The sequence below is a fragment of the Dictyobacter aurantiacus genome, assembly GCF_003967515.1.
GTDB lineage: Bacteria > Chloroflexota > Ktedonobacteria > Ktedonobacterales > Ktedonobacteraceae > Dictyobacter > Dictyobacter aurantiacus.
This window is the reverse complement of sequence record NZ_BIFQ01000001.1, coordinates 2,715,252-2,730,589: the sequence shown is the minus strand read 5'-3', so window position 1 is coordinate 2,730,589 and position 15,338 is coordinate 2,715,252. Positions and strand designations below refer to the sequence as shown.

The window sequence follows — 15,338 nt, the reverse complement described above, 5'->3', positions numbered from 1 at the left end:
TTGCCATTAGCTCTGATCCAATGACTCCCATGAGCCAACCAGTGAACCGGTATAATATCGCAGTAGTAGCTGGATTTCGGGTCCGCGCCCGTTATAGCGCGACGATTTTACATCGGCTCTCAAAACAACGATAGAGATGGGAGCGATAGAATCGATTAAGGTCCCACATTGTGGGATAAACGGTGGTGGTACCACGATAGGCGAAAAGATACGCCCTCGTCCTCCTGATAGGATGAGGGTTTTTTGTTGTTCTTTTTTTCCTATCGGCCCGGCCAACATATGAAAGGAACGCATGATGGATAACGACGGAGACGATAACGATCGAGAGGAAGGCGCCCATGGTCTGTTGTAGCATACTGACGGGCCTGCCAGGTGTCCTTCCAAGCCGGGGCAAGCCCGGCACCTACTGGCAGGCCCGTTGTGTTTATAGCAGATCATAAGGAGTTTTTCAGATGGAACGTATTCGTACTGTTGAAGTAGCCGGACGGGTAGGAAAACGCGTGTGCGTCGCGGGCTGGCTTCATTCATTGCGCCGCATGGGCGGTATCAATTTTCTGATCATTCGTGACGGCTGGGGACTCTTACAGGCTGTGGCGGAGACAGAAGAGGAGATCACAGCGCTGCTGCCAGAAAGCGTCGGGGTCGAAAGTATTATCACCGTCGAAGGCCTGGTCGTCAGTGAAGCCCAGGCACCTGGAGGCGTCGAGCTACACGAGCTCAAGATAGAGGTGCTCAATCCCGTCAGCGAGCTGCCACCGATCTCACTTAACAAGCGCAAGCTCAATGCTCAGCCCAGTACATTGCTGGACCATGCGCCGGTCACCAACCGCCATCCATTGCGACGCGCCACTCTGCGTCTTTCAGCAGGGGTGATGGCCGCTTTTCGGGACATCTTGACATCCAGAGCTTTTACTGAGATTCAGACGCCAAAGATTGTCGCCGCGGCTACCGAGAGTGGCGCCAACGTCTTCGAGCTCAACTACTTTGGACGCCCAGCTTACCTGGCGCAGAGTCCACAGTTTTATAAGCAGATCATGGTTGGCGTCTTTGAACGCGTCTTCGAAGTAGGACCCGTATTCCGGGCCGAGCCCCACGACACCACCCGGCACATTAACGAATATGTCAGCCTGGACGCCGAATTTGGCTTTATCGAAGACCATTTCACGGTCATGACCATGCTGCGCGACGTCATGGCCCACATCCTCCAGACGCTTCAGGAGTCATATCGCGCCGAACTGGAGCTCTTGAAGGTTGAGATGCCAACCGTACCGGAGCAGGTACCGCATATCCATTTCGCGGAAGCGCAAGAGCTGATTTACAGGCTACATAAAGTCGACGTACGCGGTGAGCCAGACCTGTCGCCACAGGACGAACGCTGGCTGGGTGAATGGGCAAAAAAGGAGTTTAACAGTGACTTCTTATATGTCACCGGCTACCCGATGCGCAAGCGGCCCTTTTACACCTATCCTGATCCACAGCAACCCGCATATTCGAACTCATTCGACCTGCTCTTCCGAGGAACAGAACTGGTAACTGGGGGACAACGCCTGCATCGCTACCAGGACTACATAGCGGCCCTCGAACAGGCGCGGCTGCCTATCGAGCCGTTTGAATACTATCTGGAAGCCTTTAAATATGGTATGCCTCCCCATGGAGGATTCGCCATTGGCTCAGAACGCCTGCTGATGCAGTTGCTGGGAACCCAGAACGTCAAGCTCACCACAACCTTCCCACGAGACATACACCGTCTGGTCCCTTAATCAAGGAGTTCAGGTGTAGATGCAGTAGAGCCCCGCAATGCGTGGGCTCTACTGCATCTACACAATAAAAAAAGCCCCGATCATGTGAATGATCGGGGTTGTTGGTGGACCAGAGGGGACTCGAACCCCTGACCTCCTCCATGCCATGGAGGCGCTCTACCAGCTGCGCTACAAGCCCATGCCTTATTTGTTGCTTACGAATTAAAATTATATACTATCTCTTCTGTTTTTGCAATAGGTTTTAAGGTTTTTTTCTTGAGAGGTGGTGAACATGCGCGGCCGGGCCGCGCATGTTCACCACCTCTCAAGAACAACAGGGATCAGCCGCCTGCTGGCCCTCCTTCGAGGCCGGGCCTGGTCATGCTTTCGGGATTGAGGATGCGATCGAGATCTTCCTCGGTGAGGCTGGTTTTTTCGCGGGCTACTTCACGGACGGTGCGACCGGTTTTATGCGCCTCCTTGGAGATGTCGGCGGCGGCATCATAACCGATTACAGGAGCCAGAGAGGTACAGATAGCGAGTCCGCGCTCGACCATCTCGGGTCCGCGAGTGGTAGCCTTAAGACCGCTGATGCACTGGCGGCTGAAGTTGCGGCTGGCTGCGGCCAGCAGGTTGATGGATTGCAAAACATTGTAAGCGACAACTGGCATCATCACGTTGATTTCAAAGTTGCCAGACTGTCCCGCCACGGTAACGGTGGTATGATTACCGATCGCCTGCGCACAGACCATACAGACCGACTCAGCGATCACCGGATTGACCTTACCGGGCATAATTGAGCTGCCAGGCTGTACGGCAGGCAATTCAATCTCACCGATGCCCGCACGAGGACCAGAACCAAGCCAGCGGATGTCATTGGCAATCTTCATCAAACTGACGGCGATAGTATTGAGTACGCCACTGGCCTCAACCACATTGTCCAGTGTGCTTTGAGACTGGAAATGGTTGCTGGTCTCCCTGACCTCGACGCCGGTAATATTGGAGAGACGCTCACAGACACGTGAGGCAAAGACAGGATCGGTATTCACGCCGGTACCGACAGCGGTACCGCCGAGCGCCAGTTCAGAGAGCTCGCTCTGCGCATGGTTCAAACGAATAATCGCGCGCTCAATCTGACCGGTGTAGCCACTGAACTCCTGGCCCAGGCGGATAGGGGTCGCATCCTGCAAATGGGTACGCCCGGTTTTGATAACCGAATAAAATTCATCAGTCTTATCGCTCAGGGTTTGCTGCAATTCAAGCAGAGCCGGGATTAAATAGTGTTCGATGCTCAGGAGAGCAGAGAGATGGATGGCGCTGGGAATGACATCATTAGAGGACTGGCCAAAGTTCACATGGTCATTGGGATGAACCTTGCGGGAGCCACGGGAGCCACCAAGGATCTCGCTGGCCCGATTCGCGATCACCTCATTGGCGTTCATATTCGTCGACGTACCGGAGCCAGTTTGAAATATATCCAGCACAAAATGATCATCCAACTTGCCATCAATCACTTCCTGGCTGGCCTGGATGATGGCATCAGCAATCTGGGCATCAACATGGCCAAGTTCGCGATTGACCCACGCGGCCGACTGCTTGATCTGACCAAGGGCACGAATAAACTCGCGTGAAAAACGCAGATCACTGATTGGGAAATTGAGTACGGCACGCTGAGTGCTCGCGCCATAGTATGCATGAACGGGCACCTGCATCTCGCCCATAGAATCGCGTTCTATCCGGGTATCTTGAGCGTCTTGCGACATAAAGCCTCCTCTTTGAGCATTATCTATCACTCAAGTATTATATCACTGTTTCTCTTCAGAAATCAGAGGAGTCCTTTGTTGAGCGCCTGCGGCGCTCAACAAAAAGAACGGGAGCTGGATAGTGCACGGAGGTCGTGCACTATCCAGCTCCCGTTCAGAAAACTTGCGGATGACTACCAGTTCGCCGGGTTAGCGGGAGTTATTGGCGCGGATGCGGGGCATCACATCGCGCGCGTACGCCTCGATAAAGCCTTTCTGATCCGGGCCAGGATTGTGGAAGATCAGGCAATCAAAGCCCATATCGATATAATCCTGGGCAAACTTCACATGATCCTCGATGTTGTTGGAGAAGCAGCCGGTGCTCTTGACCGTATCGGGTCCCACTACCTCACCATTTTCCTGCGACATAGCTGGTGTATAGATCTGCTGGTCGAAGAGGGCAGGAATATAGGTACCAGCCCAGTACTTCAACTGCGCCTGAATGGTTGCCTCTATATCGGCGCCATATCCTACATTCAGCTCGATGATACGCACCATCTTTGAAGGATCCTTGCCAGCATCACGAGCCGCCGCCTCAAAATTCTTAATGATCCCTTGATAAAGGTCCGGCTTCTTGCCGCCCACGGTCCACAGACCATCACCATAGCGGCCCGCGAACTCGGCGCTATGCGGTACCAGCGCAGAGATCACCATCGGGATAGGGGAGGTCGGAGGGGTAAAGAGCTTTGCCTTACGCGTCTGATAGTATTTTCCCTCGTAATTGACCTCTTCACCGCTCCACAACGCACGAATAATCTCAATTGCCTCCGCCAGGCGATCGCGGCGCTCGGCGTAGCTCGGCCACTCGCCAGTCGCGGCGAACTCATTCAGAGCCTCACCGGTGCCCAGTCCCAGGCCTGTGCGATGCGGGGCGAAATGGGACAGCGTAGCGGCCGCCTGGGCGATCATAGCAGGGTGATAGCGCAGAATCGGGCAGGTAACGCCCGTGCTCAACCTGATCTGCTGCGTCTGAGGAGCGACCGCGCCCAGCCAGGTCCACGTAAAGGCCGACTGGCCCTCCTCGCTCCAGGGATTAAAGTGGTCGCTCACATCGACCCAATCATAGCCCGCCTTATCCGCCGCTACCGCGTACTCCATCAACTCCACAGGGGCATACTGCTCGGTTCCCGCTTTCCAGCCAAGTTGTAGCATACTTTCCACTTTCCTCAATCTTCATAAACAACACTGAACTATTATGATGCGAAACTAGAAGCCAGGCTTGCATTTTCGTGGCAAAGTCATAGAAACATCTCTTGTTACATGCATCAGCTAGCGAGAAAGTTTCGGTGCTTAACCATCTGTAAGCATCATTGAAGACGAGAAATCCGGTCGCACCCCGGTTAACTTGTTTCCAGGCCATGTATTCGTTTATAATCGTACGTATAAACTCGGCTGGCAGTTTAAACGGAGGAGGCAAGATATGTTATTAGAAGCCAGGATTCGCAAAATGCTCGTAGACGGTGATCAATGGGCCAGTTGGCAGGGCTATCATATCCCGGTAAGCGAAGAATATTTTGTTATCTGGACCCCGATTGGAACGCCCATGCACTGGAAGCCGGGCACATGGATTGCCCACAAGCATCAACTGAGCTATTTCTGGCCGGATGCCTGGCATACGATACACGCGGGATATAACGAGCAGGGGAAGTGTATCAGCGTCTATTGTGATGTAGTATTGCCACAATCAGGTTATACAAATACCGCGCGAGAGCTCATTTATACGGACCTATATATAGATGCGGTAGTAAGAGAAGATTACAGTGTCTATACTAAAGACCAGGAAGTATTCGAGCGAGCCGCCAGGACGTATCCGATTGTCGAGCAGGTCCGTGAAAAATCCTACGCAGCGCTGGATCAGCTTGAAGAGCAGGCCAGGCAATGGACAGGACCATTTAAGGTCATCCCACGCCAATTGCCCGGCACAAATTTTGAAACGTACACCCCGGAAGAAGCAGCAAAAATTCTCAAAAATCAGGTATAGACGCTTTAGAGCGATATATATTTTACGCATTTATAATGCATATAAATAGCCTTCCACTGCTGTCTGCCACCTACCAGGGATTAGCTATACACGATCCAAAGAAACGATTTTCCAGGTATTCCCCTCAAGCTTCATGGTCAGATGCGCATGATAGCGAATGCCCGAGTTACGATCGATGGTCGCGATAATCTGGGTCGCATCGTTGCCATAGGGAGCCAGCTCGACATTGACGATCGCCCCATTCATATTATCGCCTTCCTGGGCCATGCGCATAAAAACGTCCTTAGTCACTTTCTTGCCGCTATCATCGACAGCATTGGCAGAAAGGTAGGTATAGGCCTTCTCATAATTTCTCGCCTTGGCCGCCGCATAGTACAGAGCCGCCGTCGGGATGCTACGCACTGCCCCCTTGGAGAGAGTGAGCGGCGTTGGAGTTGGATATGGCGTCGCCTTACTAACCGGTGCGGGATTTTCACCGCTGCTACACGCAAACAAAATTAAAGACAGCAGACAGATTAAAAAGCCGGAAATAAGTATCCGTTTCACATTAATGCTTCTTACCATTTTTAGATTCTCCCTTGTCGGTTATACCGCTTAATCCACAAGAATAAATATAGATATATGCTACGTCCATTTAAGGTCAGAGAAGACAACTATCCGTAACTGTAACCCGCAGTTCATAAAGGAAATTGTACACTTTTATCGCCTGAACATTCAAAGAAATTCACGTTTAGGTACTTCATACCTATTTTTTGGCCATAATATTGTTATTTATGGCAGAATGATTTATATATTATACTATGCAAATCTAAAAATAGGTCAATATGCCCAATTCTATTGTATGCATTTAATCTATTTCAATGCGTAGCGCTATGGCTCTCACTGGCGCAACCTTGGAGTCTGGCACCTGTTCTTTCTTTATAAACTGTACGGAGATAACCTTTTAAGGAGTTTATGGATGATTTCCCAGAATTCATCTTATCCTGACGCGAATGCCAATCCTCCTTCCTCGGCTGCGAAACGAAACAAACAATCACATCTGTTCGCGCTTATTAGCCTGGTAGTACTGATAGGTATCGCTGGGGGAACATTCGTCTCACTCAACTTCACAACGTTGAAATCTGCTTTCGCCGCCGATCCAAGCACGGCAGTCGTAACATTCAAAGGTGATAATAGCCATACTGGAAATTATTCGACTGAAAAGACGCTAAATTTAGGCAATGTAAACCCTTCAAAATTTGGCAAACGCATGTCATACCAGGTTGATGGGCAGGTATATGCACAGCCACTGTTTTTGCCTAATCTCACTGTCAATGGTACTACACACAATGTTGTACTGGTAGAAACCGAGCACGACACCGTTTATGCGTTTGATGCCGACCAGACAGATCCCAACACGCCTCCCCTGTGGAAAACGTCATTTCTGGTCAACGGTGCTACCTCACCGAGCTACATGGATATCGGTGGCTGTAACGACATGAAGCCAGAGGTTGGTCTTTCTGGCACGCCGGTCATTGACCAGTCAACCGGCACCATGTATGTGGTGGCTATGACCAACGAAGGTGGCAACCTGGTCTACCGTATACACGCTCTCGACGTAACAACGGGTCATGAGAAACCCGGCAGCCCCCAGGTAATCTCAGGCTCGGTTCCTGGAACCGGCTCAGCTACAACCAATGGTCGCGTACCCTTCCAGCCTAAATATGAGCGTCAGCGTTCCGCTCTGATGCTGGCCAATGGGCAAGTATACATCTCATTTGGATCATTCTGTGACTTCCGTCCATACCATGGCTGGATCATCTCCTACAGTTACAATGGCTCCAATCTGACGCAGACGCACATCTATAACGACACCGCCAACGGTAATGATGGTGGCATCTGGGCTTCCGGTGGACCACTGTCCACGGACGCCAGTGGCAACATCTACTATGTCAGCGGCAACGGTGATTTCACCCTGAATACAGGTGGCACCAGCGGTGGTGATTCCATCGTCAAACTGTCGCCGGACCTGTCGAAGGTACTGGACTACTTCTCTCCATTCAACCAGCAGTGTCTGCAGGAAGCAGACGCCGACCTGGGCTCGGGCGGCTTGCTATTTGTGCAAACGGCTAAGGGACCAGAAATAATCCAGGGTGGTAAAGAAGGCCGCATCTACGTACTCAATCCCAACTCAATGGGAAAATTCACCAATGATCCTAACCTGAACTGTACCTCAACCTCAACCGAGCGTAACCGCACCGACATCGATAAAGTTGTGCAGGAGTTGCCCCCCAACACAACGGGCGGTATCTATAGCAATCCAGCTTACTGGAACGGCAACGTCTACATCGCCGGTGCGCGCGAGTACATCAAAGCCTTCAAATTCAGCACCACCACTGGCTTGCTGACAGCTCCGTACTCATCACGCAGTCCCGAGACCTCGCCATTTACCGGTGGTAACCCGGTTATCTCCAGCAATGGCACCCAGGCGGGTACAGGCATCCTCTGGAGCATCTCACCAGGAGCCAGCAATGGCACCGATTTCACCACCGTGTTGCGCGCATACGACGCCACCAACATAGGCAATGAAATCTACAACAGTGAGACCCATGCATCGCAGGATCGCCCGAGCGGCACCTATGTGAAATTCTCAACACCAATTGTGGCGAATGGCGAGGTTTTTGTTGGCACGAAGAGCTCGCTGGACATCTATGGTCTGTTCTCCGGCACACCAACACCTACGCCAACGCCGGGTGGCACGCCCATAGCCACCCCGACACCGGGTGGCACGCCTACACCTACGCCAACGCCAGCTCCAGGCGGTCCAGCATTCAATAACGTTGGCATCTCGACAGACACCAATCCTGGTAGCGCCAACTTCGACAATGCGCACAACAGCTATTCCGACGACCTGCTGCGTAGCGCGGGTATCAACGCCGGTGACAATACCTTCTATAATCCGACTGGCATGGTCTTTACATGGCCTAATGCCGTACCTGGCTCGCCTGACAACTATGTAGCGGCCGGTCAAACTCTGAGTGTTGACTCTGTACCAAATGCTAACATCCTGGGCTTCCTGGGATCGGCATCTGGAGGGCCAAGCTACGGTAAAGCGACCATCAACTATGTTGATGGCACAACGCAGTCGTTTACCCTGGGTTTCAGCGACTGGACGCTGGGCGGAGGCAAATCGCCGATCTCATTCGGCAACGGCACACTGACCTCGTTGCCATATCGCAACACACCAAATGGCTTCCAGCTGGTCACCAACTACGTCTTCTACACTGACGTCGCCATCCAGCCTGGTAAAGCGGTTAAGAGCGTCACGTTACCATCAAAGGTTACCGGTGGTGCCATGCACGTCTTCGCCGTCGCCACCAAAGAGGGTCCCACGCCAACCACACCGGTGCCAGCTGTACCTTACAACAACGCCGGTGCGACCGATGACAACAATCTCACAGTCGGCAACCTGGACGGCAAATACAGCTACTCATTCCAGGCATCGCAGATGCAGGGTCTAATCCCTGGTGTTTCCGTCAACGCTTATGGTGGCACCTTCACCTGGCCAGTAGCTGACGCGGGCCAGAACAACAACTATATCGCCAATGGACAGATCATTCCAGTCACGCCAGTCAGCAATGCTCAAACCCTGGCCTTCCTGGGAGCGGCCACCAATGGTGACTCAAGGGGTACCGCCACCATCACCTATGATGATGGCACAACGGCACAGGCGCCGCTCCGCTTCAATGACTGGACGCTCAGCGCGGGCAATGAATCTTTATTCCCGGGCGTCCAAATCGCGGTCTCCATGCCGTATCGCAACTTCTCGGGTGGTCATCAGACGCTCAACAACTTCGTCTTCTACACCGAAATTGGCCTGGCGGCTGGCAAGACGATCAAGAGCGTGACACTGCCCAGCGACACCACCGGTGGACAGATGCACATCTTCTCGATTACGACCAAGAGCAGTGCACCCTTTACCCCGGTCAGCGCCAATAACGCGGGTACCACCGACGATAACCATCCTGGCATCACTTCGCTGGACGGTAAGTACAGCTACTCAGCCCAGGCTCTGAAACAATCAGGTCTGGCCCCTGGTAGCGTCTTTACGTACAATTCCACCAGCTTCATCTGGCCCGGCGGTATCGCCCAGAACAACAACTACGCGGCCACTGGCCAGGTAGTTCCGGTTAACGCGGTCAATGGAGCCACGTCACTGGCCTTCCTGGCAAGCGCTCACGGAGGACCAACCAGCGGCACCATCACCATCACGTATGCGAACGGCACCACCGAACAGGATACCGTGAACTTCAGTGACTGGACGCTGGTCGGCGGCACGCAGCAGCTTTCGTCGGGCAACACGATCGCGACCACCCAGGCCTACCGTAACTTCTCGGGTGGCCGGGCATACGTCAAAAACTATGTCTACTATATAGAGGTGGGGCTGCGCCAGAATCTCCCGGTGGTCAGCGTAACCTTGCCGAACAACAATCACATTCACATCTTCGCAGTAGGAACCCGTTAATCACGGCCGCGCTCCTCACGGAGCACTTGAAAAAGCAGGACCCCCGGGGATTTCCCCAAGGGTCCTGCTTTTTCTCGCATTCTAGCGCTAGCCTTGTACACCGGCAACATGGAACGTATAATTTATATATAGCTCCAGAAGCAGGCAATGAATCTAGCCAGCATGTCGGCCAGAGGCCTGAATAGCGGGCGCGGCACATAGAGAGAGGATAAAAGGGACTGCATGACTACAGAACTGCCAGAGGAGTTGCAGCAGCGACTCGCGGGGTATCGTATCACGCAGTTTGATGAGGTAGCGCTACGCCAGGCCCTGGAACAGCATACCACGACCTATACCCTGATCAAGCTGGCGGAATGGCCCGCCAGGCGCTGGAAATGCCACTACCGCCTGATGATGAGGGAAAGCATGTATGATGCCCAGACGGTATCTGAAGCCTATGCTATGGGCCTCCTGGTGCTTCTAGGGGCAGCGGTAGAAAATCAGGAAGCGCACAACACGCATAGCGAAACAGAGCAGACAGAATAAAACAAGGCAGTACTATTTCCCATATACCGTTACCTTGTTCCTATACTGTTTCCAAATTGGCCCCAATGTCGTTTAATATTATTAGGTGGAGTAAAAACGGATAACAATTTTAGGTATATCTCCACTAGTTTTTAGTTATTCTATTACGGGAAAGGAACCGTTACACTTATGCAACGTACCATGTGCAAAGGGAAGATCCATCGCGCCACTGTTACCCAGGCCAATCTGAACTACATCGGCAGTATCACGATTGATCAGGACCTGCTGGATGCAGCGAACATTTACCCCTATGAAAAAGTGCAAGTGGTAAATATCAACAATGGTTCACGCCTGGAAACTTACACTATCGCGGGTGCTCGTGGTTCCGGAGTCATTTGTTTGAACGGTGCAGCTGCACGCCTGACCGCCGAGGGCGATAAAGTCATTATCATCAGTTATGCTCAATATACCGATGAAGAGATTCGTAGCCTGGTACCACAGATCGCCTTTGTGGACGATGAGAATCGCCTGACCGAGAAAAAAGATGTACCCCTGATCGAAATGCTGCCAGAATTTGATGATCAATTGGCACCAGAAGTTGAAGTTGCCCTCTCATAGGAGCTTCGAGTAGTCTAGTTCATTCGGCCTGCCGGGTTGAATGAATTGCTACTTACCTCTCGCCTAACAAACGTTAGTTAGTATACTTTTTCCTCACCCTGGTATCTGCATTCCCCAAAAACCACATCTAAGAGTGTATATTTATGCCCTTTCTGTGATACATAGAGGAAATGAAGTAAACTTAAAAAGTTATATTGAATAGATGTGAAACAGAAGACCCGCTGGCCAGCGGGTCTTCTGTTTCACATCTATTTTGCCTTTTAAGGGGTGCAGGAGGGCTGGCCGCCTTCCTGCACCTCCCGCTTTGGAGCGATTTCCTTTTAGAAGGGAGTAAGTTAGAATAGAGTAGGAAGAGAGAGGAGTATACAGATGCGTATTACGGGGTTGCAGCCGCAGGCTAATAATCCGGATCGGACCAGCATTTTTGTAGATGAGCATTTTTTGATGGGGGTGAATACGCTGATTGTGCTGAAGATGGGGCTGCGACTCGGCCAGGAACTGACACCAGCCCAGGTGCAGCAGTTGGAAGAGGAGGAGGCACTACAGAAGGCGGTTGACCGGGCTATGAACTATCTTTCTTTTCGGCCGCGCAGCCGCGAGGAGGTGCGGCGCTATCTTAAACAGAAGCAGACTCCCCCAGAATTGGTTGACGCGGTGATCGAGCGACTCAATCAGCTTGATCTGATCAATGATGAGTCGTTTGCTTCGTTCTGGATTGAGTCACGCGAACGTTTTCGGCCGAAGGGTGCGCAGGCGATTAAGAATGAGTTGAAAATGAAGGGTGTGAAGCGCGAGGTCATCGATGAGGTGGTGACGGGCGAACAGGATGAGGAACTGGCGCTACGCGCCGGTCGCAAGAAGGCGCTGTCGCTGCTGCGCCAACCGAACATGGATTATAACGCCTTTCGCACCAAACTAGGACCGTTTTTGCAGCGGCGCGGCTTTAGCTATGAGGTGACCAAACGCGTGGTACAACAGCTCTGGGAAGAGTCGTCCCAGGAGCCGGTTGAAGACGATGAGGATTTTTCATCATAAGCCGGGGCAAGCCCAAGCCGGGGCAAGCCCGAAAAGCCGGGGCAAGCCCGGCACCTACGGGGGGCGGGCTTGCATGTTAAGATAAAAGATTATGTGCCGGAGGGTTTAGGGACCGCAGGCAGCGGGCTGTCGGGCAGGTTGGTTGGATTCAAGAGGGTAATCTTAATTTGCTGGACATTGGTCGGGACCGTATCGCCGTAGGACATACGAACCGAGAGCGTGGTGGGGTCCAGATTCGCATCTTTCAGGATAGTGGTCCGGGCCTGCTTCAAGTTCATACCCTTGATATGATTCTTGATCGAGTTCATCTCAGAATCAGAAATCTGATAGCGTGAGATGCCGGAGGCGGCGATGGAGACCTTGATATCGCCATTGGAGCTAACGCTCTGGACCACCGGCTGACCAACACGGGTCTTTGTATCGATCAACGCATAGTTGCCACTCACCTTGCGCTTCAACATCTGCAGAGCCAGATTCTGCACATCCGCCTGCTTCAAGTATTCAATGCTCCCCTGTTCCGTCATCGTCACTGTCATGGTCTTACTGGTGGTGCCAACAGTCGGGTTAGACGTGATTGATCCATCGGCGTAGAAGATATCTCCCACGGTAGTCACTCCGGATTGCTGGGCCTGCTTATGCAGATCCTGCGCGATCTGTTGCTTCAAGGTCGGGCGCAATCGGGCCGACAGAACACTGATATCGACCAGCGACACCGTCTCTTTACATTCGAAGATCCCCAGCACGCACCCGCTCACGCCAGTGGGGCGTCCATCGATAGAGCTCTGCTTAGAGCTGGTCAGCACGCTGGCCGGGATCACGCCATGGGCGGTATCAGCAGTTTTGACGCCGGGCCGGGCAATAAAGGTAAAGACGCTACTGACCGTCTGAACTTTGGGAGAGATGGTCACGTCAGCCGTAATCGACGCCTGGACAATGAGGCTCACAATGCCTCCGAGCACCACTAAAATAGCGATAATAAATATGGAGATGATGATAAGCGGCGAGGCACGACGGCGCTTCGCCTTCTTCGGCGCAGATGCCGGCTTACGGGTCTGCAACTGGGCATATTTATCCACCGAAGCTGATTTATTACGCGCTGAGAGATGCTTCGGATCGAGCTCGGTAGTCGGGGCATCGTAATCAACGTTGCTAAAGTCGTCTCCGCGCTGCGGCACATGTGGCAACACCGTACCGCGCGTCAGAGAGGGATCGGAAGCCCCACGCGGGCGTAGCGGGGGACGAGAGTCGGCCGCCGAGGAGGCCAGCACGACTTTCTGCTCGCCGCTATCGGAGCGCCGCACCTGACGTCTCAGCGGAGCATGCTCACCCGAAGCCAGGCGCCGAACCGGGCGTGCCGTCGGCTGATCCTCGATATCTCTCATATCCCTGCGCACAGGGGGTCGCGACGTCGGCTGATCCTCGATATCTCTCATATCCCTGCGCACAGGGGAGCGAGAAGCTGCTTCTGAGCCCATACTGGCGCGAGAAGGGATATGGGCCGTTCCTTCTACCGCGCTAGCGCGCAGAGGAGGTCGCGACGTTGGAGACGCTCTTCCGGTCCGCAAAGATGGGCGCGAGGGCGGCTCCGCCACCTGCTCATCGAGAGGGACGGCGCTCGACTCATCATCTTCATCCATTGGGACGATCACCTCATCCAGAGCGGGCGCGGCGCTTTCAACCGGCAGAGGAGAGGCGGGCTGCATCTGCTGGGCGGTCGTCAAAGACTTATAGGCATGCTCAAAGGCCAACAAAAGATCGTCCACACTGGTGAAACGATCATCTGGATCAACATCCAGGCAGCGATCGATAACGCTGGTCAGGGGAAAAGGCAGGTTGGAGGGCACATCCGCGCGTGGAAGCGTGCCCGTCAGCATCACATGCAGAATCACACCCAGCGAATAGATATCGTTACTCGGTGCCGAGACGCCCCGCAGGCGTTCGGGCGCCACGTAATCGGCGGTCCCAAACTCGCGCTCGCCAGATGGCAGAGCTCCACTGGTCGGCGAACCCTGTGAAGAAGCGATGCCGAAATCGATCAGGCGCACATAGACGCGACCGCTATCTTCTTCTTTATCCAGCAGGATATTGGATGGCTTCAGGTCACGATGCACAATGCCACGTTTATGCAGATAAGAGACCGCCCGGCAGAGCGCGCTAAACAGCTCGTACACCTCGGAGACCGGCAGCGCACCGAGCGCAAGGCGCTGGGCAAGTGTGCCATCCTTAATATAAGGAGTGACAATAAACAGGCGCCCCTGCTCCTCACCAAACTCTAGCAGGGGCAGGATATGATCGTGTTTCAGGTAAGAGGCGACCTCAGCCTCGCGCAAAAAGCGCTGGCGGGCTCTGGCATCGTTCACCAGATCTGAACGAATAATTTTTACCGCGACCTCTCGGCCAAAGGCTGTGCGCTGATGGGCCAGGTAGACCTCGCCCATCCCGCCGACATCGATGCGGCGAACCAGGTCGTAATTTCCGAATTTCTGCAGGTTGGGTGCCTCTTCCTTTTTAGGACGCTTGCTTTCCGCAAGGAAACCATGTTGTTCGTTCATGAGAATTGTGGTGGCAGTTTGTAGTGAAACAAACTACATATCAAATGCTTGTGACTGGGTGTGGCAAGAATGATTTTCAGCATACTGGAAAGGCTGTACATAACTACATGCTATGTGCAGTATAGCACTTGTATAGTCAGAAGTGAAGAGCAAAGGCCATAATTGCATGCTCATCCTCTTGCGAATTGGGCACCTATGTTGTATTATATAGCCGGTTCGCACTCTCTCAATTAGAGTGCTAAATTGTAGAAGGTCGTGAAGACACGACATTCTTGCACATATACACACTGAACAGGGAGGACATGGAGTATGTCAACAAAGCTTCAGCCACTTGGTGATCGCGTGGTAGTCAAGGGCCTGGCCCGTGAGACAGTCACGCGCAGTGGTATTGTACTGCCAGATACAGCGAAAGAGAAGCCTCAAGAGGGTGAGATCCTGGCAGTCGGCCCCGGCAAGATCCTGGATAATGGCAAGCGCACAGCGCCCGAGGTACAGGTTGGGCAGCGCGTATTATTCGCGAAATATGCCGGAACCGAAATCAAGATCGACGGCCAGGAGTATTTGATCCTCCGCGAGAGCGACATCATGGGAATTGTGGAATAG

Annotated in this window: 11 protein-coding genes and 1 tRNA gene; 7 read left to right on the top strand and 5 right to left on the bottom strand. The window is 53.0% G+C overall.

Translation table 11 applies throughout. The annotated features are described in order from the left end of the window. The first annotated feature begins 452 nt into the window (after positions 1–452). Positions 453–1,760, top strand: coding sequence for an aspartate--tRNA(Asn) ligase (gene aspS / locus KTT_RS10985; protein ID WP_126596017.1), 1,308 nt, complete (start codon positions 453–455; stop codon positions 1,758–1,760). Between the two features lie 102 nt (positions 1,761–1,862). On the opposite strand, the gene KTT_RS10980 is transcribed toward aspS, so the two are convergent. The 3 genes from KTT_RS10980 to KTT_RS10970 form a co-directional block, all read right to left on the bottom strand. Next, positions 1,863–1,938, bottom strand: a tRNA-Ala gene (locus KTT_RS10980). 142 nt (positions 1,939–2,080) lie between these two features. Next, complete coding sequence (locus KTT_RS10975) at positions 2,081–3,502, bottom strand: class II fumarate hydratase (protein ID WP_126596016.1); 1,422 nt, start codon at positions 3,500–3,502, stop codon at positions 2,081–2,083. Positions 3,503–3,691: 189 nt separating this feature from the next. Next, positions 3,692–4,693 carry a TIGR03557 family F420-dependent LLM class oxidoreductase gene (locus KTT_RS10970; RefSeq protein WP_126596015.1) on the bottom strand — a complete coding sequence of 334 codons (1,002 nt, stop codon included), beginning with the start codon at positions 4,691–4,693 and terminating at the stop codon, positions 3,692–3,694. Positions 4,694–4,961: 268 nt separating this feature from the next. On the opposite strand from KTT_RS10970, the gene KTT_RS10965 reads away from it, so the two are divergent. Then, the gene (locus KTT_RS10965) at positions 4,962–5,522 is read left to right on the top strand and encodes a DUF402 domain-containing protein (protein WP_126596014.1); all 561 of its coding nucleotides are present in this window, start codon (positions 4,962–4,964) and stop codon (positions 5,520–5,522) included. 84 nt (positions 5,523–5,606) lie between these two features. On the opposite strand, the gene KTT_RS10960 is transcribed toward KTT_RS10965, so the two are convergent. After that, positions 5,607–6,086, bottom strand: a complete 480-nt coding sequence (locus KTT_RS10960) for a hypothetical protein (RefSeq protein ID WP_126596013.1) — start codon at positions 6,084–6,086, stop codon at positions 5,607–5,609. Between the two features lie 394 nt (positions 6,087–6,480). Here KTT_RS10960 and KTT_RS36625 point away from each other — a divergent pair, with 394 nt between their 5' ends. The 4 genes from KTT_RS36625 to KTT_RS10940 all read left to right on the top strand — a co-directional run bounded on the left by KTT_RS36625 (position 6,481) and on the right by KTT_RS10940 (position 12,183). Next, positions 6,481–10,026, top strand: coding sequence for a beta-sandwich domain-containing protein (locus KTT_RS36625; protein ID WP_126596012.1), 3,546 nt, complete (start codon positions 6,481–6,483; stop codon positions 10,024–10,026). A gap of 222 nt (positions 10,027–10,248) precedes the next feature. Beyond that, positions 10,249–10,551: a hypothetical protein gene (locus tag KTT_RS10950; protein WP_126596011.1), complete on the top strand. Its 303-nt coding sequence runs from the start codon at positions 10,249–10,251 to the stop codon at positions 10,549–10,551. A gap of 168 nt (positions 10,552–10,719) precedes the next feature. Further along, positions 10,720–11,148, top strand: coding sequence for an aspartate 1-decarboxylase (gene panD, locus KTT_RS10945; protein ID WP_126596010.1), 429 nt, complete (start codon positions 10,720–10,722; stop codon positions 11,146–11,148). A gap of 369 nt (positions 11,149–11,517) precedes the next feature. Continuing rightward, entirely contained in the window at positions 11,518–12,183 is a 666-nt protein-coding gene (locus KTT_RS10940) for a regulatory protein RecX (protein WP_126596009.1), read from the top strand. A gap of 89 nt (positions 12,184–12,272) precedes the next feature. Here the strand turns inward: KTT_RS10940 and KTT_RS10935 are convergent, their stop codons facing one another. Next, the gene (locus KTT_RS10935) at positions 12,273–14,735 is read right to left on the bottom strand and encodes a serine/threonine protein kinase (protein ID WP_126596008.1); all 2,463 of its coding nucleotides are present in this window, start codon (positions 14,733–14,735) and stop codon (positions 12,273–12,275) included. A gap of 309 nt (positions 14,736–15,044) precedes the next feature. Here KTT_RS10935 and groES point away from each other — a divergent pair, with 309 nt between their 5' ends. Continuing rightward, positions 15,045–15,338: a co-chaperone GroES gene (groES, locus tag KTT_RS10930; protein WP_126596007.1), complete on the top strand. Its 294-nt coding sequence runs from the start codon at positions 15,045–15,047 to the stop codon at positions 15,336–15,338.